Below are 25858 nucleotides of genomic sequence, written 5' to 3' on the forward strand. Positions count from 1 at the left end.
CTCTGGACAAATATTCCTATGTGTTATTTGGTATTTATTTGTATTTATTAACTTATCAAATATTCCTCTGCACAGCGCACCCGGTAACGTGGGTGACAACCGCGGCGCGGCGCCGCGGCTTCTACCCTGTCGCCATCTGACATCTGCTCTTAGCATGGCTGTTGCACCACCAAAGCAACCCATAACAAAGGAGTCTCGTATGTCCACCCCAACCTCCCTGCGCTTTCGGCCCGCGCTCAGCGCCTGTGCCCTCGCCTGCTGCGCGATCACCGGCACGGCCCAGGCACAGGCCCCAGCGCCGGTGCGCCTGGGTTTTCTCACCGATATGTCCAGCCAGTATTCGGACGGCGATGGCAAGGGCGGCGTGACCGCTATCCAGATGGCCATCGAGGACTTTGGCGGCAAGCTCTTGGGCCGCCCGATCGAGCTCTTGTCGGCCGACCACCAGAACAAGGCCGATATCGCCTCGACCAAATCGCGCGAATGGGTCGACACCCAGGATGTACAGCTGCTGATTGCCGGCACCAACACCGCGACGGCGCTGGCGATGGGCCAGGTGGCCAATGAGAAAAAGCGCGTGCTGCTGATCAATGGCGCCTACTCCTCCAACCTGACGGGCAGCCAGTGCTCGCCGTACTGGGTGCACTACAACAGCGACACCACGGCCATTGCGCGCGGCACGGGCCGGGCGGTGTCAGAGCAAGGCGCCAAGACCTGGGCACTCTTGGTCGCCGACTACACCTTTGGCCACACCCTGGAGGCCGATGTGACCCAGGTGGTGCAGGCCCAGGGCGGCCAGATCGTCAAATCGGTGCGTGCGCCTTTCCATGCGAACGATTTTTCGTCCTACCTGGTGCAGGTGCAGGCCAGCAAGGCCGAGATCCTGGGCCTGGCCAATGCCGGCGGTGACTTCATGAACGCGCTCAAGGCGGCGCGCGAGTTTGGCATTACGCCCAAGATGAAGCCCGTGGCGCTGATGGTGTTCGCCAATGAGGTCGAGAGCCTGGGCCTCAAGCTCGCCGGTGGCCTGATGTTCACCGACAGCTGGTACTGGGACCGCTCGCCCGAGGCCCGCGCCTGGACCGACCGCTACTACGCCCGCACCAAGAAAATGCCGACCTCGCTGCAGGCCTCCGACTACTCCTCGGCAATGAGCTACTTCAAGGCCGTGGAAAAGGCGCAGAGCCTGGATGCCGACAAGGTGATGCAGACCCTCAAGTCTATGCCGCTGAACGACATGTTCGGCAAGGGCAAGATCGAGCCCAATGGCCGCTATGTGCATGACATGTACCTGCTGCAGGTCAAGACGCCTGAGGAGTCCAAGGGCAAGCATGACTCGTTCAAGCTGCTCAAGGCGCTGCCGGGCGAGACGCTGTTTGCGAGCAAGCAAGAGGCCCAGTGCCCCATTTGGAAGTAAGCGACTGAACCGGGAAAAGCAGCCTGCAGCCGGGCTGCGCCAATCCTCGGCAGGGTTTGAGGGATAAGGGTTAGCCCTATATTTAAGGGCTATCTCGCCTTTTGCTTGCGCCTGGTCAGAGTGGGGGCATGCGCTGCGCCCCAAGCTGGCAGGACTCTTGCTTGCCCTCTTCCCATGACCCGATACCGCCTCTTTGCCAGCGCAGGCTTTGCGCGCGTGAGCCAACTGACCTCCAACAAATTCCGCTGGGCGCTCAAGACCGGCTCCTCCGGCCATTCCTGGCTGGAGGATGGCATCGCGATGGCGGTCGGCATCTTGCTGATCTCCACCGCCTTGGTGCTGTACAAGAGCGCCGGCCTGCTGAGCGGCGGCATAGCGGGCATCGCCCTGCTGGGGCACTACGCCACGGGCACTGATCTGGGCCTGCTGTTCTTCTGCCTGAACCTGCCCTTCTACTGGCTGGCGGCCAAACGCATGGGCACTGCCTTTGTGGTCAAGACCTTTATCGCGGTGGTGGCCACCTCCTGGCTCACCGAGCTGCTGCCGGCGCTGCTTTCCATCTCCTATGTGTCCCAGCCGCTGGCCGGCATCCTTGGCGGTGTGCTGCTGGGTACGGGCTTTTTGATTCTGTTCCGCCACCGGGTCAGCCTGGGCGGCTTTGGCATTCTGGTGCTCTACCTGCAGGAGCGCCATGGCTGGTCGGCCGGCAAGGTGCAGATGGGCCTGGACTGCCTCATCGTGGCCTTCGCGCTGTGGCTGGTGCCGGCCGTGTCGGTCGCCTGGTCGATTGCAGGCGCCGTCATCCTGAACCTGATTGTGGCGATGAACCACCGCAAGGACCGCTATATCGCGGTCTGATGCTCCCGTTGAGCAGCTTCAGTCAAACCCGCGCATCTGCGCCCAGTCGCCAAAGGGTGCGCGGTCGGCGCGCAGGCTGTTGATGGGCGCCGACAGGTCTTCATAGCCCAGCGCAATGCCATAGGCCACACGGTAAGGTTCTGGCGCCTTGAGCACCCGCTCCACCGTGTCGCCATAGCGGCGCCAGTAGCCCTGGGCACAGGTGGCCAGGCCGCGCTCGGTGGCCAGCAGCATGAGGGACTGCAGGTAAATGCCCAGGTCCACCCACTGCGCATAACCCATGCGCTCATCGGCAAACACCAGGAGGCCCACCGGTGCGCCAAAGAAGCGACCGTTCTTGGCCAGCTGCTCCAGGCGCGCGGCCTTGTCCTCGCGCGGAATGTCGATGGTCTTGTACAGGTCCTCACCGTTCTTGAAGCGGCGCGTGCGGTAAGGCTCCCAGAGATTGGGCGGGTAGGTGTAGTTGTTGCCGCCTTCGGGCAGCGGCTGCGCGTCCGCAATGGCATCGGTCAGTTCATGCAGCGCATGACCTGCCAGCGCCACCACCCGCCAGGGCTGCAGGTTGCCGCCCGATGCCGCCTGGGCCGCATCGGCGATCAGGCTGTGCACCTCGTGGGCAGAGGGAACTTTGGGCAAAAAGGCGCGCACCGAGCGGCGCTCTTTCATGGCTTGCGTGACGTTCATGGCAAAGGGCTTTCTGGCGTTGAAAGGGGCTGGCAGATGGCAGTCCGCAGTTTAGTGCAGCGCAGCAAATGCTGCTGACACCGAGGCGCCAATGCGGCCACCAGGTGGTGGCCGCATGGGGTCAACGCCCGCCGCGTCCTTATCTGGCCGTGGTGTCGCTGGCGATCGGGATGTAGAAATCGCCGCCCGCCCGGTTGAACTCCGCCGCCTTGGCCTGCATACCCACGGCAATGCCCTGCTCTTCGGCCACGCCCTGGTTCTTGGCAAACTCGCGCACTTCCTGCGTGATCTTCATCGAGCAGAACTTGGGCCCGCACATCGAGCAGAAATGCGCCACCTTGGCACTGTCCTTGGGCAGGGTTTCGTCATGGAAGGCGCGGGCCGTGTCCGGGTCCAGCCCCAGGTTGAACTGGTCCTCCCAGCGGAAATCAAAGCGCGCCTGGCTGAGCGCATCGTCACGCGCCCGGGCCCCCGGGTGGCCCTTGGCCACATCGGCCGCATGCGCGGCAATCTTGTAGGCAATGATGCCCTGCTTGACGTCATCGCGGTCGGGCAGGCCCAGGTGCTCCTTGGGGGTGACGTAGCACAGCATGGCAGTGCCAAACCAGCCAATCATCGCCGCGCCGATGGCGCTGGCGATATGGTCATAGCCCGGTGCGATGTCGATGGTCAGCGGGCCCAAGGTGTAGAACGGCGCCTCATGGCAGTGCTTGAGCTGCTCGGTCATGTTCGCCTGGATCATGTGCATGGGCACATGGCCGGGGCCTTCGATCATGGTCTGCACATCGTGCTTCCAGGCCAGCTGGGTGAGCTCGCCCAAGGTGGCGAGCTCGGCAAACTGGGCCTCGTCATTCGCGTCCGACGCACAGCCCGGGCGCAGGCCATCGCCCAGCGAGAAGCTCACGTCGTACTGCTTCATGATGTCGCAGATGTCTTCAAAATGCGCGTAGAGGAAGCTCTCGCGGTGGTGGGCCATGCACCACTTGGCCATGATCGAGCCGCCGCGCGAGACGATGCCGGTGCGGCGCTGGGCCGTCAGGTGGATATAGGCCAGGCGCACGCCAGCATGGATCGTGAAATAGTCCACGCCCTGCTCGGCCTGCTCCACCAGGGTGTCGCGGAAGATCTCCCAGGTCAGGTCCTCGGCCACGCCGCCCACCTTCTCCAGCGCCTGGTAGATCGGCACCGTGCCAATGGGCACCGGCGAGTTGCGCACGATCCAGTCGCGCGTGGTGTGGATGTTCTTGCCGGTGGACAGGTCCATCACATTGTCCGCACCCCAGCGGATCGCCCAGACCAGCTTCTCGACCTCCTCCTCGATGCTCGAGGTCACGGCCGAGTTGCCGATATTGGCATTGATCTTGACCTTGAAGTTGCGGCCAATGGCCATCGGCTCGATCTCGGGGTGGTTGATATTGGCCGGGATGATGGCCCGGCCCCGCGCCACCTCTTCACGCACAAACTCGGGCGTGATGATCTTGGGGATGGCCGCGCCCAGGCTGTTGCCCGCCAGGCGTGCCTCGCGCGCGTCATCGCGCTGGTACTCGGCCATCCATTCGCGGCGGCCGTTCTCGCGCAGGGCGACGTACTCCATCTCGGGGGTGATGATGCCCCGGCGCGCATAGTGCATCTGGGTCACGTTGGCGCCGCTCTTGGCGCGGCGCGGCTGGCGCTGCAATGCAGCGGCCTCGGCCCGCAGCTGGGCCACGCGCAGGTCTTCTTCGCCGCGCTTGCCGCCGTCATCGAGCGCCACACGCTGGCGCCCCACATAGTATTGGCTGTCGCCGCGCGCAGCGATCCATTCGGCACGCAGCGCGGGCAGGCCCTGGCGCACATCGATGGCCACGGCCGGGTCGGTGTAGGGGCCCGAGGTGTCGTAGACGCTGACCTGCTCTCCATTGGTCAGCGCAATATCGCGCACCGGCACCTGCAGCTGCGGGTGGATGGCACCGGCCAGATAGGACTTGGTCGACGCGGGAAAAGGCTGGCGCGATTGGGCCAGCAGTTCGCCAAAGCGGGCGGCATCGGGGGCATCACCGGTGGCGGGGATGAACAGGGACTCAGGGGCGTTCATGGCAGTCTCCTCAAAGCGGTTGATTTCATCGAACGCTCCGAGACGTGCCGGCCCTCTTCTGCTGCAACACGCCAGGCATGGCTGCTTGGCCGCAACACGCCCATCGACTACACCCCGGCCCGGCCGTGCTGTGCGTGGTGCCAGGGCCGCTGTTAGGTGGCCATGGCGGCACCTGTTGCGCGCTGACAGGTGCCGTCCCCAAAAAAGACAAAACCCCAGTGCGCGAGGCGCCTGGGGTGTGCGTGGCAGGTGGCCGCAGGCGCGTGCCATGCAACGCTGCCTGCCTTCCACCGCTGTGCTTTCAGGGTCCCGCTCTTCTTCCGCCGGCATGAACCGGATCAAGTTCGTCGGGTTCACTACTCAGCAGTCTTGCAACTGCCTTTGGCATCTCAGCGCTTTCGCACACCCCGGAGCTGCGAGCAGTATAGCCGCTTCGCGCCGCGCGCAGCCCCGTTTTTTTCGCCGCGCTGGTGCTTACCCCAGTAGGCGCGCGCCAAGCAGCCTGCAACCATCGGGGCGCAGCAGCCCACGGGTGCGCCGCACCTGGCAGCCGCACTGCACGCCTGTCTATTTGAACAAGGAGACCTTCCGATGAATGTTCCTGCAATGCCCTCTTTGCGTTCTGCCCGGCCGCACCGGCGACGCGCGATTGCGGCCGCTGCCGCCGGCTGCGTGCTGGCCCTGCTCGCCCAAGGTGCGCTGGCGCAAGACAAGGTGCGGATCGGCTTCATCACCGACATGTCCAGCGTCTATGCCGATGTCGATGGCAAGGGCGGGGCGCTGGCCTTGCAGATGGCGATTGATGACTTTGGCGGCAAGCTGCTGGGCAAGCCGGTGGAGCTGATGGTGGCCGACCACCAGAACAAGGCCGACCTGGCCGCCTCCAAGGCACGCGAATGGTTTGACCAGCGCGATATGCAGATGCTGGTGGGCGGCACCACCTCCAGCACCGGCCTGGCGATGGCCAAGGTGGCCGAGGAGAAAAAGCGCCTCATCATCGTCAACGGCTCGGGCACCTCGGCGCTGACCAATGACCAGTGCAGCCCCTACACCGTGCATTACGCCTATGACACCGTGGCCCTGGCCAAGGGTACCGGCGGCGCCATTGTGGCGCTGGGCGACAAGGACTGGTTCTTTCTGACAGCAGACTACGCCTTTGGCCATGCGCTGGAGGCCGATACCACCAAGGTGATCAAGGCCGCAGGTGGCCGCGTGGTGGGCGCCGTGCGGCACCCGATCAATGCCTCGGATTTCTCATCCTTCCTGCTGCAGGCGCAAAACTCCAAGGCCCAGATTCTGGCGATGGCCAATGCCGGTGGCGACACCATCAACACCATCAAGGCCGCGCGCGAGTTTGGCGTGACCAAGACCATGAAGCTCGCCGGCATGCTGCTGTTCAGCTCGGACATCCACAGCCTGGGGCTCAAGCAGACCGAAGGCCTGATGTTCACCGACAGCTGGCATTGGGACCTGAACCCGGAAAGCCGCAAGTTCTCGGACCGCTTCTTCGAGAAGTTCAAGAAGATGCCCACCTCGCTGCAGGCGGCCGATTACTCGGCGATGATGACCTACCTAAAGACGGCCGACCGCATCAAGTCCACCGATTCGGACAAGGTGATGGCCGCGCTGAAGGCCGAGCCCCTGTCCGACTTCTATGCCAAGGGCGTTGTCCGCCCTGATGGCCGCTACGCCCATGAGATGTACCTGATGCAGGTCAAGGCCCCAGCCGAATCCAAAGGCGCCTGGGATTACTTCAAGGTGCTCAAGACGCTCAGCCCCGACGAAGTCTGGACCACCAAGGCCGAATCCAGCTGCAAGCTCTGGAAGTAAGACCGCCCTCCGCGCCCTCCGAAAAAACAAAGACCCGCGCAATGCGGGTCTTTGACTTGGGCGGGTCTGCAAGCCTCCGCTATTTCTTCTTGCGGTCCATGAAGGCGATCAACTCGCCCATGATGCCGCGGCGGAACGCCAGCACGCAGATCACAAAAATCAGGCCGGTCACAATGGTCACCGACTCACCCAAGGTGTTGAACCACTCGACGCCGGTCAGGCGCGACAGCCAGGTGCCGATATCGCCGATCTTGTTCTCCAGCGCGACGATCACCGCCGAGCCGACGATCGGGCCCGACAGCAGGCCCAGGCCCCCCACCAAGGTCATCAGGATGACCTGGCCCGATGCCGTCCAGTGCACGTCGGTCAAGGTCGCAAAGCCCAGCACCACGGTCTTGAGCGAACCGGCCAGACCGGCCAGCGCAGCCGAGATGACAAAGGCCAGCAGCTTGAAGCGGTTGACGTCGTAGCCCAGCGAGATGGCACGCGGCTCGTTTTCCTTCAGGGCCTTGAGCACCTGGCCGAAAGGCGAATGCACCGTGCGCATGATCAGCAGGAAGGCCAGCACCACGATGGCCAGGGCCACGTAGTACATGGTCCAGTCGCTCTCCAGGCTCAGCACGCCAAACAGCTTGCCGCGCGGCACCGCTTGCAGGCCGTCCTCACCACCGGTAAAGGGCATTTGCAGGCAGGCAAAGAACAGCATCTGGGCGAGCGCCAAGGTGATCATCGAGAAATAAATCCCCTGGCGGCGAATGGCCAGCCAGCCAAACACCACACCCAGCAAGGCGCCGAACACCACGCCGAACAAAATACCCAGCTCCGGCGTCAGGTGCCAGACCTTGATCGCATGGCCGGTGACATAGGCCGCACCACCAAAGAAGGCGGCATGGCCAAAGGACAGCAGACCGGTGTAGCCCAGCAGCAGATTGAACGCGCAGGCGAACAGCGCAAAGCACATCAGCTTCATCACGAACACAGGGTAGGCCCCCATGAACGGCGCAGCGATCATGCCGAGCAGCAGCAACCCATACCCCAGTTTGGCAAACTTCTTGGAATTCATCCCCTCACCTCACTTCGCTTTGCCAAACAGGCCAGCCGGGCGCACCAGCAGCACGATGACCATGATCACGAACACGACGGTGGCCGAGGCTTCTGGGTAGAAGACCTTGGTCAGCCCTTCGATCACGCCCAGTGCCAGACCGGTGACGATGGCACCCATGATGGAGCCCATGCCACCGATCACCACCACCGCGAACACGGTGATGATCAGGTTCTGGCCCATCAGCGGCGTGACCTGGTAGACGGGCGCTGCCAGCACGCCGGCAAAGGCGGCCAGGCCCACGCCAAACGCATAGGTCAGCATGATCATCAGCGGCACGTTGACACCGAAAGCCTCGACCAGACGGGGGTTCTCGGTGCCGGCACGCAGGTAGGCGCCCAGGCGGGTTTTCTCAATCACATACCAGGTGGCAAAGCAGACGATCAGCGAGGCCACCACCACCCACATGCGGTAGTTGGGCAGCAGCATCACGCCGACATTGGTGGCGCCTTCGAGCAGCTCGGGCGTGTCGTAGCCCAGGCCCGAGACACCGTAGATCGAGCGGAACACGCCCTCGATCAGCAGCGACAGACCCAAGGTCAGCAGCAGGCCGTAGAGGTGGTCGAGCTTGTAGATATGGCGCAGCAAAAAGCGCTCTATCAACACCCCGATGATGCCCACCAGAATCGGCGATAGCAGCAGCATCACCCAGTAATTGACCTGGAAGTAGGACGCCGCCATCCAGGTGAACATAGCCCCCAGCATGAACAAAGCGCCGTGGGCGAAATTGATCACGTTGAGCAGGCCAAAGATCACGGCCAATCCCAGACTGAGAATGGCATAGAACGAGCCATTGACCAGACCCAGCAGCAGCTGGCTCATCAAGGCCGGTAATGAGATACCAAAAATTTCCATGAAAAGCTCACGAGTCAGTGAATGAACACAACACGCCTGGCGTCATGCCGCTGCTTTTGCGACCCGGGCCATCAGCGATGGCGGGCAGCTGCAGCCAGCAGCAAAGACGCAGGTTAGGTGTGAGCGGTGCTTACTTCCAGAGCGCGCACTTGGATTCGGCCTTGGTCGTCCAGACCTGGTCCGCAGGCAAGGTGGACAGAACCTTCAGGTAATCCCAGGGCTTCTTGGATTCGGCAGGCGACTTCGCTTCGACCAGGTACATGTCGTGCGCGTAGCGGCCATCGGGGCGGATCACGCCCTTGCCGTAGAAGTCGTTCAGTGGCGTGCTCTTCAGGTAGGCCATGACTTTGTCGGCATCGGTGGTCTTGACCGCTTCGACAGCCTTCAGGTAGTTCATCGTGGCCGAGTAGTCCGCCGCATGCAGATCGGTGGGCATGCGCTTGGTCTTGGCGAAGAACTTGTCGGCGAACTTGCGTGTCTCGTCGTTCAGGTCCCAGTACCAGCTGGTGGTGTGCAGCAGGCCTTCGGTGTTCTTCAGGCCCATGCTGTGGATGTCGGAGAGGAAGACCAGCAAGCCGGCGGTCTTCATGCTCTTGTTGATGCCGAACTCACGCGCGGCCTTGATGGCATTGATGGTGTCGCCGCCGGCATTGGCCAGGCCCAGGATCTGGGCCTTGGAGCTTTGCGCCTGCAGCAGAAAGGACGAGAAGTCAGACGCGTTGAGCGGGTGGCGCACCGAGCCCAGCACCTGGCCGCCCTTGGCCTTGATGACGGCGGTGGTATCCGCTTCCAGCGAGTGGCCAAACGCGTAGTCGGCCGTCAGAAAGAACCAGGACTTGCCGCCACGGTCCACCACGGCGCCGCCGGTGCCCTTGGCCAGCGCCACGGTGTCATAGGCATAGTGCACGGTATAGGGGCTGCATTGCTCATTGGTCAGTGCCGAGGAGCCCGCGCCGCTGTTGAAGTAGACGCGCTTTTTCTCTTGCGCCACCTTGGCAGCGGCCAGTGCGGTGCCGGAGTTGGTGCCGCCAAACAGCATGGTCACGCCTGCGGTATCGATCCACTCGCGCGCCTTGGAGGCAGCGATGTCGGCCTTGTTCTGGTGGTCGGCCGAGACCATCTCGATCGGCTGGCCCAGCACCTTGCCACCAAAGTCATCGATGGCCATCTGGATCGCGACTGCGCCGTTCTTGCCTTCCACATCGGCGTAGAGGCTGGACATGTCGGTGATGAAGCCGATCTTCACCTTTTCTTGTGCCTGGGCAGCGCCTGCGGACAGGGCGACCAAACATGCCACCTGGGCAATGGCTTTGAGCTTTGCTTTCATCTTGTCTCCTAAAAAATATCTGTTCTCAATACATGGCGGCAGTCTGCGCTGCGCCAGGGTTGCAAAAAAGTGGGAGGCTAGACCCCCAGCAAGGTGTTGAGCAAAGGCATCTTGCCTTCGAGCTCGTCGGCGCTGAACTGCTCGACGATCTGGCCGTGTTCCATCACATAGAGGCGGTCGGCCAGGGGCGCGGCAAAGCGGAAGTTCTGCTCGACCATCACCACGGTGTAGCCCTTGGCGCGCAGGCTCACGATCATGCGGGCCAGCGCCTGCACGATGACGGGGGCCAGGCCTTCGGAGATCTCATCGAGCAACAGCAGCTTGGCGCCGGTGCGCAGGATGCGGGCCACGGCCAGCATCTGCTGCTCGCCGCCCGACAGGCGCGTGCCCTGGCTTTGGCGGCGCTCTGCCAAGTTGGGGAACATCTCGTAGATCTCTTCGACCGACATGCCGGCCGAGCCGGTTTTGAGGTCCGGCGGCAGCATCAGGTTCTCTTCGCAGGAGAGGCTGGCAAAGATGCCGCGCTCTTCCGGGCAGTAACCCAGGCCCAGATGCGCAATCTTGTGCGTGGGCATCTGGATGGTCTCGACGCCATGGATCTTGATCGAGCCCTTGCGCGCTCCGGTCAGGCCCATCACCGCACGCATCGTCGATGTGCGGCCCGCGCCATTGCGGCCCAGCAAGGTCACCACCTCGCCCGGCATCACGCGCATGTTCACGCCATGCAGCACATGCGACTCGCCATACCAGGCGTGCAGATCGCTGATCTCCAGTGCAGGCACTCCGTTTTTCTCATTCATGTCAGTGCGCTCCCTGCAGCTGGCCGTCGGTGGTTCCCATATACGCTTCCATCACCTGGGGGTTCTGCGACACCGTCTGGTAGTCACCCTCGGCCAGGATCGCGCCGCGCTGCAGCACCGTGATGCGGTCTGCAATCGTCGAGATGACCTTCATGTTGTGCTCGACCATCAAGATGGTGCGGCCAGCCGAGACCTTCTTGATCAGCTGGGTGACGCGCTCGACGTCCTCGTGGCCCATGCCCTGCGTGGGCTCATCGAGCAGCATCAGCTCGGGCTCCATCGCCAAGGTGGTGGCAATCTCGAGCGCACGCTTTTGGCCATAAGGCAGGTTCAAGGTGATCTCGTCGGCCAGGTGCGCCAGGCCCACCTCTTCGAGCAAGGCCACGGCGCGGCCATTGAGCTTGTCCAGGGTGCGCTCACTGCTCCAGAAGTGGAAGGACGTGCCCAGCTTGCGCTGCAAGGCGATGCGCACGTTCTCCATCAGGCTCAGGTGCGGGAACACCGCCGAGATCTGGAAGGAGCGGATCACCCCCCGGCGGGCAATCTGCGCCGGCTCTTCGCTGGTGATGTCCGTGCCGTTGAAATGGATGATGCCCTTGGTGGGCGTCAGAAACTTGGTCAGCAAGTTGAAGCATGTCGTCTTGCCGGCCCCATTGGGGCCGATCAGCGCATGGATCGAGCCCCGCTGCACCGACAGGTTGACATTGCTGACTGCTGTGAATCCCCGAAACTCCTTGGTGAGATCTCGGGTTTGAAGAATGACATCACTCATGGGCACCGCACCGCTTCGCTGGAAAAAAGTGCGACGCCATTTCCTGGATGGAAATATACGTCGCTTCGATGCTGCCAATACTAGGAAAGAATACTGCAACGCAACACTGGGGAAAGCCTGTAGGTGAGGCTGCGTACGCGTTAACCCGTGGGCTTTATGCGCTCACTTTTTGATAGTCACCTGAGGGACAAGTGGTCGTCTTTTTGTCATCAAAATCAAGCACGGGCGACAATGCACAGGCCCTGCCCCAGCCCATTCATACGCGCTGTGCATCATCAGCGCTGCAGCATGCCAGCCAGGCCGGCTGCTGCCAAGGCGACAGATAAAGCCTATTGCAGGCGGTGCTTGCTCGCTTCGGGCAGCAGCAAGGGCAGCACATCGATGCCCTCATCGACCAAGGCGCGCTGCTCCTCGGGGGTGGCAGTGCCCCGGATCGGGCGGGCATCGACCTCGCCCTCATGCATCTGCCGGGCCAGGTCGGCAAAGCCACTGCCTACATCGTCGGTGTTGGCTACGATCTGGCGCGACAGCTCCAGCCAGGCCTGTTGCAGGCGCTGGGTATCGCTGAGCGGGCTATGAGGGGCCTGGGACGGCGAGGACGCAGCCGGCGCGCTACCAGGCTGTGCAGGGGCTGCGCTGGATGAAGGTTGCGCAGCAGGCGCCGCTGGGGCCAGGGAATTGGATTTGCGCGCGAGATGCGGGGCGCTCAGGCCTTTGACGATCTCGTGCGAGTTGCACATCGGGCAGCTGAGCCAGCCCTGGCTTTGTTGCTGCTCGAACGCGGCGTCCGAGGCGAACCAGCCCTCAAAGATATGGCCCAAGGGGCAGCGCAGGTTGAAGACCTTCACAGGCTCACCCCGCTCGGCTCACCTTGCGCAGCAGGTACTGGTAGGCAAAACCGGGGAAGGCAAAGGTCAGGAACAAGGTGCCGGTGACGGCATAGAACTCCCAGCCCTGGCTGCTGCGCTGGCCGGCACGGCCTTCAAGCAGCATCGCAAAGGCCCCGATGAGGAAGTACAGCACGACGAGCTCAACCAGGCGGATCCACAGGGCCTTGCCGGCACTGCTGCCGTCATGGCACAGGGGCCCCGCGGCCAGGATGCGTTGGTTCAGAAACGGCAGATTGGCCGCAACAAAGCCCGCCACGATCACCAACCAGATGGATGCAGTGATAGACATGCGGGCTTTGTCAGGCTCGGTTGCCGAGCCGCTTAGCTGGCGAGTGCGCGCAGCACGGCGTCAGAGCACAGCTTCATCAGACCGCCGGGCATGATGCCCAGGATCAGCACCAGCGCGCCATTGACGACCAGCACGGCACGCACGTCCAAAGGTGCATGCACCTTGGCGGCGGTGATGGGCTTGTCGAAGTACATGACCTTGACCACGCGCAGGTAGTAGAAGGCGCCGATCAGCGACATGATCACCGCAAACACCGCCAGCGCAATGTACAGGCCACTGCCCGATGCCACCAGCGCCTGCAGCACGGCCAGCTTCGAGTAGAAGCCCACCAGCGGAGGAATACCGGCCATCGAGAACAGGCAGATCGCCATCACGCCAGCGTACAGCGGGCTGCGCTGGTTCAGACCGGCAAAGTCGGCAATCTCTTCGCTCTCGAAGCCTTCACGGGCCAGCAGCAGCACCACACCGAACGTGGCAAGGGTGGTCAGCACATAGCTCACGACGTAGAACATCGAGGCGCTGTAGGCGTTGCCAGCGGTGGCCGCTTCGACATTGCCATTGACCACGCCGGACATCAGACCCAGCAGCACAAAGCCCATTTGCGAGATGGTCGAGTAGGCCAGCATGCGCTTGATATTGGTCTGGGCGATAGCAGCCAGGTTACCGATCAGCAGCGAGAGGATGGCCAGCACGGCCAGCATCTGTTGCCAGTCAAAGGCCAGCGGCAGCAGGCCGTCCACCAGCAGGCGGATCACGATCGCGAAAGCTGCCAGCTTGGGCGCGCCGCCCACGATCATCGTGATGGCCGTGGGTGCGCCTTGGTAGACGTCAGGCACCCACATGTGGAAAGGCACCACACCCAGCTTGAAGGCCAGGCCAGCAACCACAAACACCAGACCAAACACCAGCACCTGGTGGCGGATCAGACCGGAGTTCACCGCCTTGAACACTTCACCGATATCGAGCGAGCCGGTGGCGCCGTAGATCATCGACAGGCCGTACAGCAGGAAACCCGAGGCCATCGCACCCAGCACAAAGTACTTCATGCCCGCTTCCACCGCCGCGGTGTTGTCACGGCGCAGGCAGACCAGCGCGTAGCTCGACAGGGTCAGCAGCTCCAGGCCCAGGTAAATGATCAGGAAGTTGTTGCCCGAGATCATCACGTTCATGCCCAGCAGCGCGAGCAGCGACAGGATGAAATACTCACCGCCCTTGAGCATGCCACGGTCACGCGAGTAACCACGGCCATACACCAGGGTCACAGCCATCGCGATGGCCGCAGCGCACTTGAGCCAGTTGCCCATGGCGTCGGAGACGACCATGTTGCCAAAGGCGTAGAAGGTATTGCCATTGCTGGCATAGATACCGGTGATCACCGCCACGACCACCAGGGTCAGCAGCGACAGAATGTAGGTGAGCGTGCGCCCTGCGCTCTTGACGCCCAGGTCCACGATGGTGATGACGCAGGCCATCACCAACAGCACGATTTCAGGATAGATAGCCAGCCAGCTGATGTTATCAATCATCTCAAGTCTCTCAATTCTGTCCGACCATCACAGCTTGGACGCAGCGACATGCTTGAGCAGGTCGGCCACCGAGGCACCCATCACATCGGTGAACGGCGCAGGGTAGACACCCATGATCAGCACGGCAGCAGCCAAGATGCCCAGGATTAGGAATTCGCGGCAACCGATGTCCTTGAGCTCGCGCACATGGTCATTGGTCACTGGGCCGAAGTACACGCGCTTGTACATCCACAGCGTGTAGGCAGCGCCCAGAATCAGCGCGGTAGCCGACAGCACACCAATCCAGAAGTTGAACTTGGTGGCGCCCAGGATCACCATCCACTCACCGATGAAACCGGCGGTGCCTGGCAGGCCGCAGTTGGCCATCGCAAACAGCAGGGCAAAGGCGGCGAACTTGGGCATGGTGTTGACCACGCCGCCGTAGGCAGCGATATCACGCGAATGCACGCGGTCGTACAGCACACCGATACACAGGAACATCGCGCCCGACACAAAGCCGTGGGCAATCATCTGCATCAGGCCACCCATGACACCGATGTCATTGAAGATGAAGAAGCCCAGGGTCACAAAGCCCATGTGTGCGACGGACGAATAAGCCACGAGCTTCTTCATGTCCTTCTGCACAATCGCCACCAGACCCACATAGATCACAGCGATCAGCGACAGCGCGATGATGAGCCAGGCCCATTCGTGCGACGCATCAGGTGCGATGGGCATCGAGAACCGCAGGAAACCATAGGCACCGAGCTTCAGCATGATCGCGGCCAGCACGGCAGAACCACCGGTAGGCGCTTCGACGTGAACGTCGGGCAGCCAGGTGTGGACCGGGAACATCGGCACCTTCACGGCAAACGCAGCGAAGAAGGCAAAGAAGATCAAGGTCTGCTCGGTCATCGACAGCGGCAGCTGGTGCCAGGCCAGAATCTCGAAGCTACCGGCCTTGGTGTACAGGTACAGCAGCGCGATCAAGGTCAGCAGCGAACCCATCAGCGTGTACAGGAAGAACTTGAACGCTGCGTAGATGCGGTTTGGGCCGCCCCAGATACCGATGATCAGGTACATCGGGATCAGCGTGGCTTCAAAGAACACGTAGAACAGCAGACCGTCCAGTGCGGAGAACACACCGATCATCAGACCCGACAGGATCAGGAACGCGCCCATGTACTGGTTCACGCGCTCGGTGATCGACTCCCAGGACGCCAGCACCACGATCACCGTGATGAAGGCGGTCAGCGGCACAAACCAGAAGGAGATGCCATCGACGCCCAGGTAGTAGTTGATACCAAAGCGTGGAATCCAGGACGCCTTCTCGACGAACTGCATCGCCGACGTACCCAGCTGGAAGCCGGTGTACAGCGGCAAGGTGACCAAGAGGCCTATCAGCGCACCGACCAGTGCGATCCAGCGCACCATCTTGGCCTGCTCCTGCTTGCCAAAGGCCAGCAGGACCGTACCAAAGACGATGGGCGTCCAAATTGCAAGACTCAACAATCCCATTTTTCTTCTTCCTTACTTGTTGAGCAGCACGAAGTACGTCATGGCCAGGAAGATACCCAGAATCATGACCAATGCGTAGTGGTACACATAACCCGTCTGCAGCCAGCGCACCAGGGCGGAGATGCGGCCCACCAGCTTCCAGGAACCGTTGACGAGCAGGCCGTCGATCAGGCCTTGGTCGCCCACCTTCCAGAACACGCCACCCAGCACGCGCGAGCCGCGGGCGAAGATGTTTTCATAGACCCAGTCCACACCGTACTTGCCTTCCAATGCCTGGTACAGGCCGACCTTCTCGCTCATGCGCTTGATGGCAGCAGGAATCTCGGGCTTGACCATGTAGAACACATAGGAGGTCACCACACCGGCCAGCGCCAGCCAGAACGGCGCAGCGGTGAAGCCGTGCAGTGCCATCGGGATCCAGCCGTGGATCTTCTCGGCCAGCTCGGCCATCGCGCCGTGCTTGCTGCCATCGACATAGATGACGCCCTTGAAGAAATCACCAAACAGCATCGGCATCAGCGCAATCGCACCGATCACCACCGAAGGAATCGCCAGCAGCACCAGCGGCAGGGTCACCACCCATGGCGACTCATGCGGCTTGGCATCGTGGCCATGGCCGTGGTGGTCATCGTGCGCGTGGTGGTCGTCATGGTGGGCATCGGGGTTCTGGTCGTAACGCTCTTTACCGTGGAACACGATGAAGTACAGGCGGAACGAGTAGAACGCAGTGATGAACACGCCAGCGAGCACGGCAAAGTTGGCAAAGCCGGCGGCAGGCAGATTCGAGGCGTGCACCGCTTCGATGATCGCATCCTTCGAGTAGAAGCCCGAGAAGAACGGCGTACCGATCAGTGCCAGGTTACCCAGCAGGAAGGTGATCCAGGTGATGGGCATGTACTTGCGCACGCCACCCATCCAGCGGATGTCCTGGTTGTGGTGCATGCCCATGATGACCGAGCCCGCGCCGAGGAACAGCAGTGCCTTGAAGAACGCGTGCGTCATCAGGTGGAACACCGACACCGAGTAGGCCGACACGCCCAGTGCGATGGTCATGTAACCCAGCTGCGACAGCGTGGAGTACGCGATCACGCGCTTGATGTCGTTCTGGATGATGCCCAGGATACCCATGAACAGCGCGGTGATCGAGCCAATCACGAGGATGAAGTTCAGGGCTGCGTCAGACAGCTCATAGAGCGGCGACATGCGCGAGACCATGAAGATACCGGCGGTCACCATGGTGGCCGCGTGGATCAGTGCCGAGATGGGGGTAGGACCTTCCATCGAATCGGGCAGCCAGGCGTGCAGCGGGAACTGGGCCGACTTGCCCATCGCACCGATGAACAGGCAGATGCAGATCACCGTCATCAGCGACCAGGTCGAGCCCGGCAGCGTCATGCCGCTCAGCTCATTGGTCTTGGCGAAGATTTCGGTGTAGTTCAGCGTGCCGGTGTAGGCAGCGATCAGGCCGATGCCCAGAATGAAGCCGAAGTCACCGACACGGTTGACCACGAAGGCCTTCATGTTGGCGAAGATCGCGGTTTCCTTCTTGAAGTAGAAACCGATCAGCAGGTACGACACCAGGCCCACCGCTTCCCAGCCGAAGAACAGCTGCAGCAGGTTGTTGCTCATCACCAGCATCAGCATGGAGAAGGTGAACAGCGAGATGTACGAGAAGAAACGGTCATAGCCGTCGTCTTCCGCCATGTAGCCCATCGTGTAGATGTGCACCATCAGCGACACAAAGGTCACCACGCACATCATCATCGCGGTGATGGAGTCGATCATGAAACCGATCTCCATCTTCAGCGACCCGACGGTCATCCAGGTGTAGAGCGTCTGGTTGAAGGTCGCGCCTTCAAACACCACGCTCTGGAACGTCATCGCAGAGATGACGAAGGCAATGAACACACCCAGGATGGTGAGCGTGCGGCTGCCAACGCGGCCGATGCGGTTGCCGCCCAGGGCGGTACCGAAAATGCCTGCCAGCAAAGATCCTGCCAGGGGCGCCAGAGGCACCGCCAACAGTGTTGAAGCAGAAAGGGTTTGACTCATTCTTCTTAACCTTGCAAGTATTGGTGCCTCAACCCTTCAGGGAGTTGAGATCTTCCGCATCGATGGTGGACTTGTTACGGAACAGCAACACCAAGATTGCCAAACCAATTGCCGACTCCGCCGCCGCAACGGTCAGGATGAAGAACACGAAAATCTGGCCGTGCATGTCTCCCAGGTAGTGGGAGAAGGCGACAAAGTTCGTGTTCACTGCCAGCAGCATCAACTCGATGGCCATCAGCAGCACAATCAGGTTGCGACGGTTCAAGAAGATACCGACCACGGACAGCGCGAACAGCATCGCGCCCAACGTCAGAAAATGACCCAGAGTGAGCGTCATACCTTCTTCTCCTCGACCTCAGCGGCAGGCTGCACCACAGGGGCAGCGGGCTTGCTCGCTTCGACTTTGACCAATTGCAGGCGATCCGAAGCACGCACGCGCACTTGCAGCGATGCATCGATGGCCTTGGAATCCTTGCGCTGGCGCAGGGTCAGGGCAATCGCGGCAATCATCGCCACCAGCAAGATGACCGCAGCCACTTGCACAGGGAACAGATACTCGGTGTAGAGCATGGTGCCCAGCGCCTTGACGTTGCTGTAAGGCACCACCTTGCCGGCCGCATCCACCACCGCTGGGATGGCCTTGGGCGCGTCGATGGCGCTGAAGCCGCCGATCAGCACCACGCCCATCTCGAACGCGACGATGGCAAAGATCACTGCAGCGAGCGGGAAGTTCTTCCAGAAGCTCTTGCGCAGCTGGTCGATGCGGATATCCAGCATCATCACCACGAAGAGGAACAGCACCATCACGGCGCCCAGGTAGACCATCACCAGCACGATGGCCAGGAACTCAGCCTTGAGCAGCAACCAGATACCGGCCGCCTGAGAAAACGCCAACATCAGGTGCAGCACAGCGTGCACCGGATTTGGAGCAGTAACCACTCGGAATGCCGCATATAGCAGCACTACCGAGAACAGATAGAAAAAACCAGTTGTGACATCCATGTGGGGCTCTTTTCGATCAGTCTCCAAGTGCCGCGTTAGCGGTACTTTGCGTCCGCAGCCTTGGCTGCAGCAATTTCAGGTTCGTAACGGTCACCCACGGCCAGCAGCATTTCCTTGGTGAAGTACAGGTCGCCGCGCTTTTCTCCGTGGTATTCCAGAATCTGGGTTTCCACGATGGAGTCAACGGGGCAGCTTTCTTCACAGAAGCCACAGAAAATGCACTTGGTCAGATCGATGTCATAACGGGTGGTGCGGCGCGAGCCGTCATCACGCACATCGGACTCGATCGTGATCGCCATCGCAGGACAGACGGCTTCGCACAGCTTGCAGGCAATGCAACGCTCTTCGCCGTTTTCGTAGCGGCGCAGCGCGTGCAGGCCACGGAAACGGGGCGACAGCGGCGTCTTCTCTTCAGGGAATTGGACCGTGATCTTGCGCGCAAACGTGTAGCGGCCGGTCAGGGCCATGCCCTTCATCAATTCCCAGAGCATGAAGCTCTTGAAGAAATCCTTCACCGAGAAAGAGCGGGGAGAAACTGCAGTAGTCATGTTGTATTCCTCCGCTTATTTCCAGATGTTCCATGGCGACAGCAACCAGCCGCCGACAAAGACCAGGTACACCAGGGTGACGGGGATGAAGATCTTCCAGCCCAGACGCATGATCTGGTCATAGCGGAAACGTGGGAAAGTAGCGCGGATCCAGATGAACATCGACACCACGAGGAAGGTCTTGGCAGCCAGCCAGATCCAGCCTGGGATGAAGGACAGGAAATCGAACGGTGGCAACCAGCCGCCCATGAACATGATCACGGCCAGGATGGACACCAGCCACATGCTCGCGTACTCGGCCAGGAAGAACACGGCAAAGCCCATGCCCGAATACTCCACCATGTGACCGGCCACGATTTCCGCTTCGCCTTCGACGACGTCAAAGGGGTGGCGGTTGGTCTCAGCCACGGCCGAGATCAGGTAGACGATGAACATCGGGAACAGTGGCAGCCAGTTCCACGACAGGATGCTGGCACCCGACGATGCCATCATGCCCTTGCCCTGGGCCAGCACGATCTCGGTCAGGTTCATGCTGCCGGTGACCATGATCACCACCAGGAAGCAGAAGCCCATCGCGATTTCATAGCTCACCATCTGGGCCGATGCGCGCAGCGCGCCCAGGAAAGCGTACTTGGAGTTCGATGCCCAGCCGGCGATGATCACGCCATAGACTTCGATCGAGGTAATCGCCATCACCAGCAGCAGGCCCACATTCACATTGGCCAGCGCCACATCGGGGCCGAAGGGGATGACCACCCAGGCTGCCAGCGCAGGCATGATGGCCATGATCGGGCCCAGGCGGTAGAGGCCCGAGCTTGCCGCCGTTGGCGTGATGATTTCTTTGGTCATCAGCTTGAGGCCGTCGGCCAGAGGCTGGAGCAGACCAAAAGGGCCGACCCGGTTGGGGCCATAACGCACTTGCATGAAGCCCAGGAGCTTGCGCTCCCACAGGGTCAGGTAAGCCACCGCGCCCATCAAAGGCAAGACGATGCACAGGATCTTGACCAGGTTCCAGATCACGGGCCAGACCAGGGTCGCCCACCACTCTGCTGCGATCAGGGTCAGACCGCCGTTGTAGATTGCGTCGATCATGCTGCCACCACCTCCGAGGATTGGCGGGCATCCGCCGTCATTTGCAACGACGGCGCGCGACGCACGATGCCATCGAGTTGGTAGATGCTGGCCACCACCGGCTCCTGGCCTGCAGGTGCCGACACGGCCATGTTTGTCTTGGTGCTGTTGGACAGCAGCTCGGCAGGCACCTGGCCTTGCGAGCCAGTGGCCACGGCCAGCACATCCTGCGACGAATCAAAGGCCATGCCTGCCACGTCGAGCAGATTGCCCAGCACGCGCAGCACCTTCCAGCCCGGACGGGTATCGCCCAGTGGCTTGACCACGGCGTGGAAGCTCTGCACACGGCCTTCGGCGTTCACGAACGAGCCCGAGGTCTCGGTGAACGGCGCGATTGGCAGCAGCACATCGGCGATGTCCATGTTGGCCTTGAACGGGCTCAGGCTCACCACCATCTCGCAGCCTTGCAGCGCCTGGCTGCCAGCGGCCGTGTCGAACGCGGGTTCGCAGTTCAGCAAGATGGCCGCCTTGACGCCACCGGCGAGCATTTCGCCAGCGTGCATGCCATGGGCCTGGGGCACAGCACCCACCCATTGCGCGCCCACGGTGTTGGCCGCTTCGGTCAGGAAGCCCACGGTGGCACCGGTCTGCGCGCCAATCCAGTTGGCGATCGACAGCAAGGTGCTCGCTTGTGCATGGTGCGCGACGGCATTGCCCAGCAGGATGGCCTTTTGCTCGCCGTTTTGCAGCGCGCGGGCAATCTCGATGGACTCGGGCGTCACGGTACCGGCGTTGTTCGGCGCTTCCACACCCTTGGACTGGGCGAGGGCCGCTGCCACGGAGGACAGCGCATAGGCCCACTGCGCAGCAGGTGTGATCACCTGGTGGGCCAGCGGAATCGCCAGATCAAAAGCCTTGGACTGGATGGCGGTCACCACCGCACCCTTGCGGGCGGCCTGGCGGATACGCTGTGCAAACAGCGGATGCTCCTTGCGCACGTTCGAGCCCACGATCAAGGCCGTGTTCAGGTCCGACAGCGAGGCGATCGAGCGGCCCAGCCAGCGCACGCCTTCTGCCTTGGCAAAATCGGCGTTGCGCAGGCGGTAGTCCACGTTCTGGCTGCCCAGCGAGCGCACCAGCTCACCAGCCAAGAACAGCTCTTCGAGCGTGCTGTGCGGGCTGACCAGCGCACCCACGGCGCTGGCGCCATGGTCGCGTTGCACGCTCTTGATGCCATTGGCCACGTATTCCAGCGCAGCTTGCCAGCTCACTTCGAGCCACTGGCCGCCTTGCTTGATCATCGGCGCGGTCAGGCGCTCTTCACCGTTGAGCGCTTCGTAGGAGAAGCGGTCACGGTCGGCAATCCAGCATTCGTTGACGGCGTCGTTCTCGAACGGCACCACGCGCATCACCTTGTTGTTCTTGACCTGAACGATCAAGTTGGCACCGGTGGAGTCATGCGGCGAGACCGACTTGCGGCGCGACAGCTCCCAGGTACGTGCGCTGTATCGGAAAGGCTTGCTCGTGAGCGCGCCCACGGGGCAGATGTCGATCATGTTGCCCGACAGCTCCGAGTCCACCGTATCGCCCACCACCGTGGTGATCTCGGCATGCTCGCCGCGGTTGACCATGCCCAGCTCCATGATGCCCGAGACTTCTTGACCGAAGCGCACGCAGCGGGTGCAGTGGATGCAACGGCTCATCTCTTCCATCGAGATCAGCGGGCCCACGTTCTTGTGGAAGACCACGCGCTTTTCTTCTTCGTAGCGCGAGCTGCTGGCACCGTAGCCCACAGCCAAGTCCTGCAACTGGCATTCACCACCCTGGTCGCAGATTGGGCAATCCAGCGGGTGGTTGATGAGCAGGAACTCCATCACCGATTGCTGGGCCTTGACCGCCTTGTCCGAGGTGGTGCGCACAATCATGCCTTGCGTCACGGGCGTGGCGCAGGCAGGCATGGCCTTGGGCGCCTTCTCGACGTCCACCAGGCACATACGGCAGTTCGCCGCGATCGACAGTTTCTTGTGGTAGCAGAAGTGAGGGATGTATTTGCCCGCCGCATCGGCCGCGTGCATGACCATGCTGCCTTCCGCGACCTCGACCTTCTGACCGTCTATTTCAATTTCAACCATATGCTCACTCGCGATCAGGAAGAAGCAGCGGTCTGCTTTTCAGCAGCGTTGATCTTTGCTTCGAATTCATGGCGGAAATGCTTGATCATTGCGCGCACCGGCATCGCTGCCGCATCGCCCAATGCGCAAATCGTGCGCCCCATGATGTTGCCGGCTACCGAGTCCAGCTTGTCCAGATCCTCGGCGCGGCCGTGGCCGTGCTGGATGCGGTCGACCATGCGCCACAGCCAGCCCGTGCCTTCGCGGCAAGGGGTGCACTGTCCGCAGGACTCGTGCTGGTAGAAGTAGGACAGGCGCAGCAGGCTCTCGACCATGTCGCGCGAGTCGTCCATCACGATGACGGCGCCCGAGCCCAGCATCGAGCCGGCCTTGGAGATGGAGTCATAGTCCATCGTGCAGGCCATCATGATGTCCGCTGGCAGCACAGGGGCCGACGATCCGCCAGGGATCACGGCCTTGAGCTTGCGGCCGGTGCGCACACCGCCGGCCAGCTCCAGCAAGGTGGAGAACGGCGTTCCCATTGGCACTTCGTAGTTGCCGGGCTTGTTCACGTCACCGCTGACCGAGAAGATCTTGGTGCCGCCGTTGTTGGGCTTGCCGCATTCCAGGTAGGCCTGGCCACCGTTGCGGATGATCCAGGGAACGGCCGCAAAGGTTTCGGTGTTGTTGATCGTCGTGGGCTTGCCATACAAACCAAAGCTGGCCGGGAATGGCGGCTTGAAGCGGGGCTGGCCCTTCTTGCCTTCGAGCGATTCGAGCAAGGCGGTTTCTTCGCCGCAGATGTAGGCGCCAAAACCATGGTGGGCATGCAGCTCAAAGCTGAAGCTGCTGCCCAGGATGTTGTCACCCAGGTAGCCGGCAGCACGCGCCTCTTCCAGCGCCGCTTCAAAGCGTTCGTAGACTTGGAAGATTTCGCCGTGGATGTAGTTGTAGCCCAGCGAGATGCCCATGGCATACGCGGCGATGGCCATGCCTTCGATCACGATGTGCGGGTTGAACATCAGGATGTCGCGGTCCTTGCAGGTGCCAGGCTCGCCCTCGTCCGAATTGCACACCAGGTGCTTTTGGCCGGGGAAGTTGCGAGGCATGAAGCTCCACTTCAGACCGGTGGGGAAGCCAGCGCCGCCGCGGCCGCGCAGGCCCGACTCTTTCATCGTGGCAATGACCTGGTCCTGGGTCAGACCCTCGCCACCGTCCTTGCCCAGCAGCTTGCGCAGGGCCTGGTAGCCGCCGCGTGCCTCGTAGTCTTTGATCGACCAGTTCGTGCCATCCAGACCTGCATAGATCTGGGGTTCGATATGGCGGTCGTGGAAGCAGGTTTCCACGCCGGTGGCCTGGAACTGCGACAGAATTTGAGCGGCTGTCGTCACTTGGTGTCCTCCGCTGCGCGCAAGCCGGTCATCAGCTGGTCCAGCTTTTCGTTGTCCATGAAGCTGCACATGTGGCGGTCATTGACCAGCAGCACCGGTGCATCGGCGCAGGCGCCCAGGCATTCCGATTGCTCGATGGTGAACACGCCATCGGCGGTGGTATCACCCATCTTGATGCCCAGCTTGTCTTCCAGGTGCTTGAGCGCCTCGCGGCCGCGACGCAGTTGGCAAGGCAGGTTGGTGCACACGCTCAACTTGTACTTGCCCACCGGGTGCTGGTTGTACATGTTGTAGAAGGTGGTCACTTCATGCACGGCGATCTCGGGCATCTCCAGGAACTCGGCGATCACCGCCTCGCTCTCCTGGCTCACCCAGCCCTGCTCCTGCTGCACGATAGACAGGCAAGCCATCACGGCCGACTGCTTCTGCTCTGCCGGATACTTGGCAACTTCGCGGGCAAAGCGTGCTTTTGTTGCTTCGGTAATCATCGGTCAACGTCTCCAAACACGATGTCCAAGGTGCTCAGCACCATCACGGCATCGGCCAGCATGTGGCCACGGCTCATTTCGTCGAGCGCCGAGAGATGCACAAATCCTGGTGGACGAATCTTCAGGCGGTAAGGCTTGTTGGCACCATCGCTGATCAGGTAGATGCCAAACTCGCCCTTGGGGTGCTCCACCGATGCATAAGCCTCGCCCTCGGGCACTTTGAAGCCTTCGGTGAACAGCTTGAAGTGGTGGATCAGCTCTTCCATGTTGGACTTCATGGCTTCGCGATCGGGAGGCGCCACCTTGTGGTTGCCCGTGATGACCGGACCGGGGTTGGCACGCAGCCAGTCCACGCACTGCTTGATGATGCGGTTGGACTCGCGCATCTCGGCGATGCGCACCAGATAGCGGTCATAGCAGTCGCCGGTCTTGCCCACGGGGATGTCGAAATCCATGCGGTCATAGACTTCGTAGGGCTGCGACTTGCGCATATCCCAGGCCAGGCCCGAGCCGCGCAGCATCGGGCCGGTCAGGCCCAGGTTCATCGCGCGGTCGATGTCAACCACGCCGATGCCCACATTGCGCTGCTTCCAGATGCGGTTGTCGGTCAGCAGGGTTTCGTATTCATCCACGCACTTGGGGAAGCGCGCCGTGAAGTCATCGATGAAGTCGATGAGCGAACCTTGGCGGTTGCTGTTCATCTGCTCGATGGCCTTGGCATTGCGCACCTTGCTGGCCTTGTACTGCGGCATGCTCTCTGGCAGGTCGCGGTACACGCCACCCGGACGGAAGTACGCCGCGTGCATGCGCGCGCCGGAGACGGCTTCGTACATGTCCATCAGGTCTTCACGTTCGCGGAAGGCGTAGATCAGAATGGTCGAGCTGCCGCCGTCATTGCCCGAGGAGCCCAGCCACATCAGGTGGTTCATGATGCGGGTGATCTCGGAATACATCACGCGGATGTATTGCGCGCGGATCGGCACTTCCAGGCCCAGCAGCTTTTCGATAGCCAGGCAGTAGGCGTGCTCGTTGCTCATCATCGAGCAGTAATCCAGGCGGTCCATATAGGGCAGCGACTGGATGAAGGTCTTGCTCTCCGCCAGTTTCTCGGTGGCGCGGTGCAGCAGGCCGATATGCGGGTCTGCACGTTGCACCACTTCACCATCGAGCTCCAGCACCAAACGCAGCACGCCGTGTGCTGCAGGATGCTGGGGACCGAAGTTGAGTGTGTAGTTTTTGATTTCAGCCATGGTTCTTCATCGTGAGGTCAGAGC

At 61.7% G+C, this 25858-nt stretch carries 23 protein-coding genes; 3 read left to right on the plus strand and 20 right to left on the minus strand.

Translation table 11 applies throughout. From position 1 onward, the window contains the following. Positions 1-199: 199 nt before the first annotated feature. Together WH303_RS19290 and WH303_RS19295 are read left to right on the plus strand one after the other, a co-directional pair. Positions 200-1417, plus strand: coding sequence for an ABC transporter substrate-binding protein (locus WH303_RS19290; RefSeq protein WP_021028582.1), 1218 nt, complete (start codon positions 200-202; stop codon positions 1415-1417). Between the two features lie 174 nt (positions 1418-1591). Continuing rightward, the gene (locus WH303_RS19295; RefSeq protein WP_339520472.1) at positions 1592-2275 is read left to right on the plus strand and encodes a YitT family protein; all 684 of its coding nucleotides are present in this window, start codon (positions 1592-1594) and stop codon (positions 2273-2275) included. Between the two features lie 18 nt (positions 2276-2293). Here WH303_RS19295 and WH303_RS19300 read toward each other — a convergent pair whose 3' ends face one another. Then, positions 2294-2959: a nitroreductase gene (locus WH303_RS19300; RefSeq protein WP_339520473.1), complete on the minus strand. Its 666-nt coding sequence runs from the start codon at positions 2957-2959 to the stop codon at positions 2294-2296. 139 nt (positions 2960-3098) lie between these two features. Further along, the gene (gene thiC / locus WH303_RS19305) at positions 3099-5033 is read right to left on the minus strand and encodes a phosphomethylpyrimidine synthase ThiC (protein ID WP_339520475.1); all 1935 of its coding nucleotides are present in this window, start codon (positions 5031-5033) and stop codon (positions 3099-3101) included. Between the two features lie 606 nt (positions 5034-5639). Here thiC and WH303_RS19310 point away from each other — a divergent pair. Continuing rightward, a complete protein-coding gene (locus WH303_RS19310) occupies positions 5640-6863 on the plus strand; it encodes an ABC transporter substrate-binding protein (RefSeq protein WP_148293273.1) in 1224 nt (407 codons plus the stop codon). 79 nt (positions 6864-6942) lie between these two features. On the opposite strand, the gene WH303_RS19315 is transcribed toward WH303_RS19310, so the two are convergent. The 18 genes from WH303_RS19315 to WH303_RS19400 all read right to left on the minus strand — a co-directional run bounded on the left by WH303_RS19315 (position 6943) and on the right by WH303_RS19400 (position 25834). Continuing rightward, positions 6943-7926, minus strand: a complete 984-nt coding sequence (locus tag WH303_RS19315; protein ID WP_116925917.1) for a branched-chain amino acid ABC transporter permease — start codon at positions 7924-7926, stop codon at positions 6943-6945. 9 nt (positions 7927-7935) lie between these two features. Continuing rightward, positions 7936-8820, minus strand: a complete 885-nt coding sequence (locus WH303_RS19320; protein WP_021028576.1) for a branched-chain amino acid ABC transporter permease — start codon at positions 8818-8820, stop codon at positions 7936-7938. A 130-nt stretch (positions 8821-8950) separates the two neighbouring features. Further along, complete coding sequence (locus WH303_RS19325; RefSeq protein WP_339520476.1) at positions 8951-10147, minus strand: ABC transporter substrate-binding protein; 1197 nt, start codon at positions 10145-10147, stop codon at positions 8951-8953. Positions 10148-10224: 77 nt separating this feature from the next. Beyond that, positions 10225-10947: an ABC transporter ATP-binding protein gene (locus WH303_RS19330; protein WP_021028574.1), complete on the minus strand. Its 723-nt coding sequence runs from the start codon at positions 10945-10947 to the stop codon at positions 10225-10227. A gap of 1 nt (position 10948) precedes the next feature. Then, a complete protein-coding gene (locus tag WH303_RS19335) occupies positions 10949-11719 on the minus strand; it encodes an ABC transporter ATP-binding protein (protein ID WP_021028573.1) in 771 nt (256 codons plus the stop codon). 329 nt (positions 11720-12048) lie between these two features. Further along, the gene (locus WH303_RS19340) at positions 12049-12567 is read right to left on the minus strand and encodes a DUF1178 family protein (protein WP_021028572.1); all 519 of its coding nucleotides are present in this window, start codon (positions 12565-12567) and stop codon (positions 12049-12051) included. Between the two features lie 4 nt (positions 12568-12571). Continuing rightward, the gene (locus tag WH303_RS19345; RefSeq protein WP_027011294.1) at positions 12572-12898 is read right to left on the minus strand and encodes a DUF2818 family protein; all 327 of its coding nucleotides are present in this window, start codon (positions 12896-12898) and stop codon (positions 12572-12574) included. 32 nt (positions 12899-12930) lie between these two features. Then, entirely contained in the window at positions 12931-14424 is a 1494-nt protein-coding gene (gene nuoN, locus WH303_RS19350; RefSeq protein WP_021028570.1) for an NADH-quinone oxidoreductase subunit NuoN, read from the minus strand. Positions 14425-14451: 27 nt separating this feature from the next. Further along, the gene (locus tag WH303_RS19355) at positions 14452-15921 is read right to left on the minus strand and encodes an NADH-quinone oxidoreductase subunit M (protein WP_339520477.1); all 1470 of its coding nucleotides are present in this window, start codon (positions 15919-15921) and stop codon (positions 14452-14454) included. Positions 15922-15933: 12 nt separating this feature from the next. Then, on the minus strand, positions 15934-17973 hold the full coding sequence (gene nuoL / locus WH303_RS19360; protein ID WP_021028568.1) for an NADH-quinone oxidoreductase subunit L: 2040 nt from the start codon (positions 17971-17973) through the stop codon (positions 15934-15936). A gap of 28 nt (positions 17974-18001) precedes the next feature. Next, positions 18002-18310 carry an NADH-quinone oxidoreductase subunit NuoK gene (nuoK, locus tag WH303_RS19365; protein WP_021028567.1) on the minus strand — a complete coding sequence of 103 codons (309 nt, stop codon included), beginning with the start codon at positions 18308-18310 and terminating at the stop codon, positions 18002-18004. Then, on the minus strand, positions 18307-18975 hold the full coding sequence (locus tag WH303_RS19370) for an NADH-quinone oxidoreductase subunit J (protein WP_021028566.1): 669 nt from the start codon (positions 18973-18975) through the stop codon (positions 18307-18309). The genes nuoK and WH303_RS19370 overlap by 4 nt, the downstream gene beginning before the upstream one ends. Before the next feature lie 35 nt (positions 18976-19010). Beyond that, complete coding sequence (nuoI, locus tag WH303_RS19375) at positions 19011-19523, minus strand: NADH-quinone oxidoreductase subunit NuoI (protein ID WP_021028565.1); 513 nt, start codon at positions 19521-19523, stop codon at positions 19011-19013. 15 nt (positions 19524-19538) lie between these two features. Further along, positions 19539-20615 (minus strand): NADH-quinone oxidoreductase subunit NuoH, encoded by a 1077-nt coding sequence (gene nuoH, locus WH303_RS19380; protein ID WP_021028564.1) that lies wholly within the window; start codon positions 20613-20615, stop codon positions 19539-19541. After that, the gene (gene nuoG, locus WH303_RS19385) at positions 20612-22726 is read right to left on the minus strand and encodes an NADH-quinone oxidoreductase subunit NuoG (RefSeq protein WP_339520480.1); all 2115 of its coding nucleotides are present in this window, start codon (positions 22724-22726) and stop codon (positions 20612-20614) included. Before nuoG ends, nuoH begins: the two co-directional genes overlap by 4 nt. A gap of 14 nt (positions 22727-22740) precedes the next feature. Next, on the minus strand, positions 22741-24096 hold the full coding sequence (nuoF, locus tag WH303_RS19390; protein WP_021028562.1) for an NADH-quinone oxidoreductase subunit NuoF: 1356 nt from the start codon (positions 24094-24096) through the stop codon (positions 22741-22743). Next, complete coding sequence (nuoE, locus tag WH303_RS19395; protein ID WP_021028561.1) at positions 24093-24584, minus strand: NADH-quinone oxidoreductase subunit NuoE; 492 nt, start codon at positions 24582-24584, stop codon at positions 24093-24095. The genes nuoF and nuoE overlap by 4 nt, the downstream gene beginning before the upstream one ends. After that, the gene (locus WH303_RS19400; protein ID WP_312986895.1) at positions 24581-25834 is read right to left on the minus strand and encodes an NADH-quinone oxidoreductase subunit D; all 1254 of its coding nucleotides are present in this window, start codon (positions 25832-25834) and stop codon (positions 24581-24583) included. Before WH303_RS19400 ends, nuoE begins: the two co-directional genes overlap by 4 nt. Positions 25835-25858 lie beyond the last annotated feature (24 nt).

Source organism: Comamonas sp. MYb69, from assembly GCF_037479315.1.
In the GTDB taxonomy this organism is placed as follows: domain Bacteria; phylum Pseudomonadota; class Gammaproteobacteria; order Burkholderiales; family Burkholderiaceae_C; genus Comamonas.

Excerpts from the sequence above, each read along its gene's own strand:
- WH303_RS19290 (WP_021028582.1), top strand. The coding sequence starts at position 200 with ATGTCCACCCCAACCTCCCTGCGCTTTCGGCCCGCGCTCAGCGCCTGT.
- WH303_RS19295 (WP_339520472.1), top strand. The coding sequence starts at position 1,592 with ATGACCCGATACCGCCTCTTTGCCAGCGCAGGCTTTGCGCGCGTGAGC.
- WH303_RS19300 (WP_339520473.1), bottom strand. The coding sequence starts at position 2,959 with ATGAACGTCACGCAAGCCATGAAAGAGCGCCGCTCGGTGCGCGCCTTT.
- thiC (WP_339520475.1), bottom strand. The coding sequence starts at position 5,033 with ATGAACGCCCCTGAGTCCCTGTTCATCCCCGCCACCGGTGATGCCCCC.
- WH303_RS19310 (WP_148293273.1), top strand. The coding sequence starts at position 5,640 with ATGCCCTCTTTGCGTTCTGCCCGGCCGCACCGGCGACGCGCGATTGCG.
- WH303_RS19315 (WP_116925917.1), bottom strand. The coding sequence starts at position 7,926 with ATGAATTCCAAGAAGTTTGCCAAACTGGGGTATGGGTTGCTGCTGCTC.
- WH303_RS19320 (WP_021028576.1), bottom strand. The coding sequence starts at position 8,820 with ATGGAAATTTTTGGTATCTCATTACCGGCCTTGATGAGCCAGCTGCTG.
- WH303_RS19325 (WP_339520476.1), bottom strand. The coding sequence starts at position 10,147 with ATGAAAGCAAAGCTCAAAGCCATTGCCCAGGTGGCATGTTTGGTCGCC.
- WH303_RS19330 (WP_021028574.1), bottom strand. The coding sequence starts at position 10,947 with ATGAATGAGAAAAACGGAGTGCCTGCACTGGAGATCAGCGATCTGCAC.
- WH303_RS19335 (WP_021028573.1), bottom strand. The coding sequence starts at position 11,719 with ATGAGTGATGTCATTCTTCAAACCCGAGATCTCACCAAGGAGTTTCGG.
- WH303_RS19345 (WP_027011294.1), bottom strand. The coding sequence starts at position 12,898 with ATGTCTATCACTGCATCCATCTGGTTGGTGATCGTGGCGGGCTTTGTT.
- nuoN (WP_021028570.1), bottom strand. The coding sequence starts at position 14,424 with ATGATTGATAACATCAGCTGGCTGGCTATCTATCCTGAAATCGTGCTG.
- WH303_RS19355 (WP_339520477.1), bottom strand. The coding sequence starts at position 15,921 with ATGGGATTGTTGAGTCTTGCAATTTGGACGCCCATCGTCTTTGGTACG.
- nuoL (WP_021028568.1), bottom strand. The coding sequence starts at position 17,973 with ATGAGTCAAACCCTTTCTGCTTCAACACTGTTGGCGGTGCCTCTGGCG.
- nuoK (WP_021028567.1), bottom strand. The coding sequence starts at position 18,310 with ATGACGCTCACTCTGGGTCATTTTCTGACGTTGGGCGCGATGCTGTTC.
- WH303_RS19370 (WP_021028566.1), bottom strand. The coding sequence starts at position 18,975 with ATGGATGTCACAACTGGTTTTTTCTATCTGTTCTCGGTAGTGCTGCTA.
- nuoI (WP_021028565.1), bottom strand. The coding sequence starts at position 19,523 with ATGACTACTGCAGTTTCTCCCCGCTCTTTCTCGGTGAAGGATTTCTTC.
- nuoH (WP_021028564.1), bottom strand. The coding sequence starts at position 20,615 with ATGATCGACGCAATCTACAACGGCGGTCTGACCCTGATCGCAGCAGAG.
- nuoG (WP_339520480.1), bottom strand. The coding sequence starts at position 22,726 with ATGGTTGAAATTGAAATAGACGGTCAGAAGGTCGAGGTCGCGGAAGGC.
- nuoE (WP_021028561.1), bottom strand. The coding sequence starts at position 24,584 with ATGATTACCGAAGCAACAAAAGCACGCTTTGCCCGCGAAGTTGCCAAG.
- WH303_RS19400 (WP_312986895.1), bottom strand. The coding sequence starts at position 25,834 with ATGGCTGAAATCAAAAACTACACACTCAACTTCGGTCCCCAGCATCCT.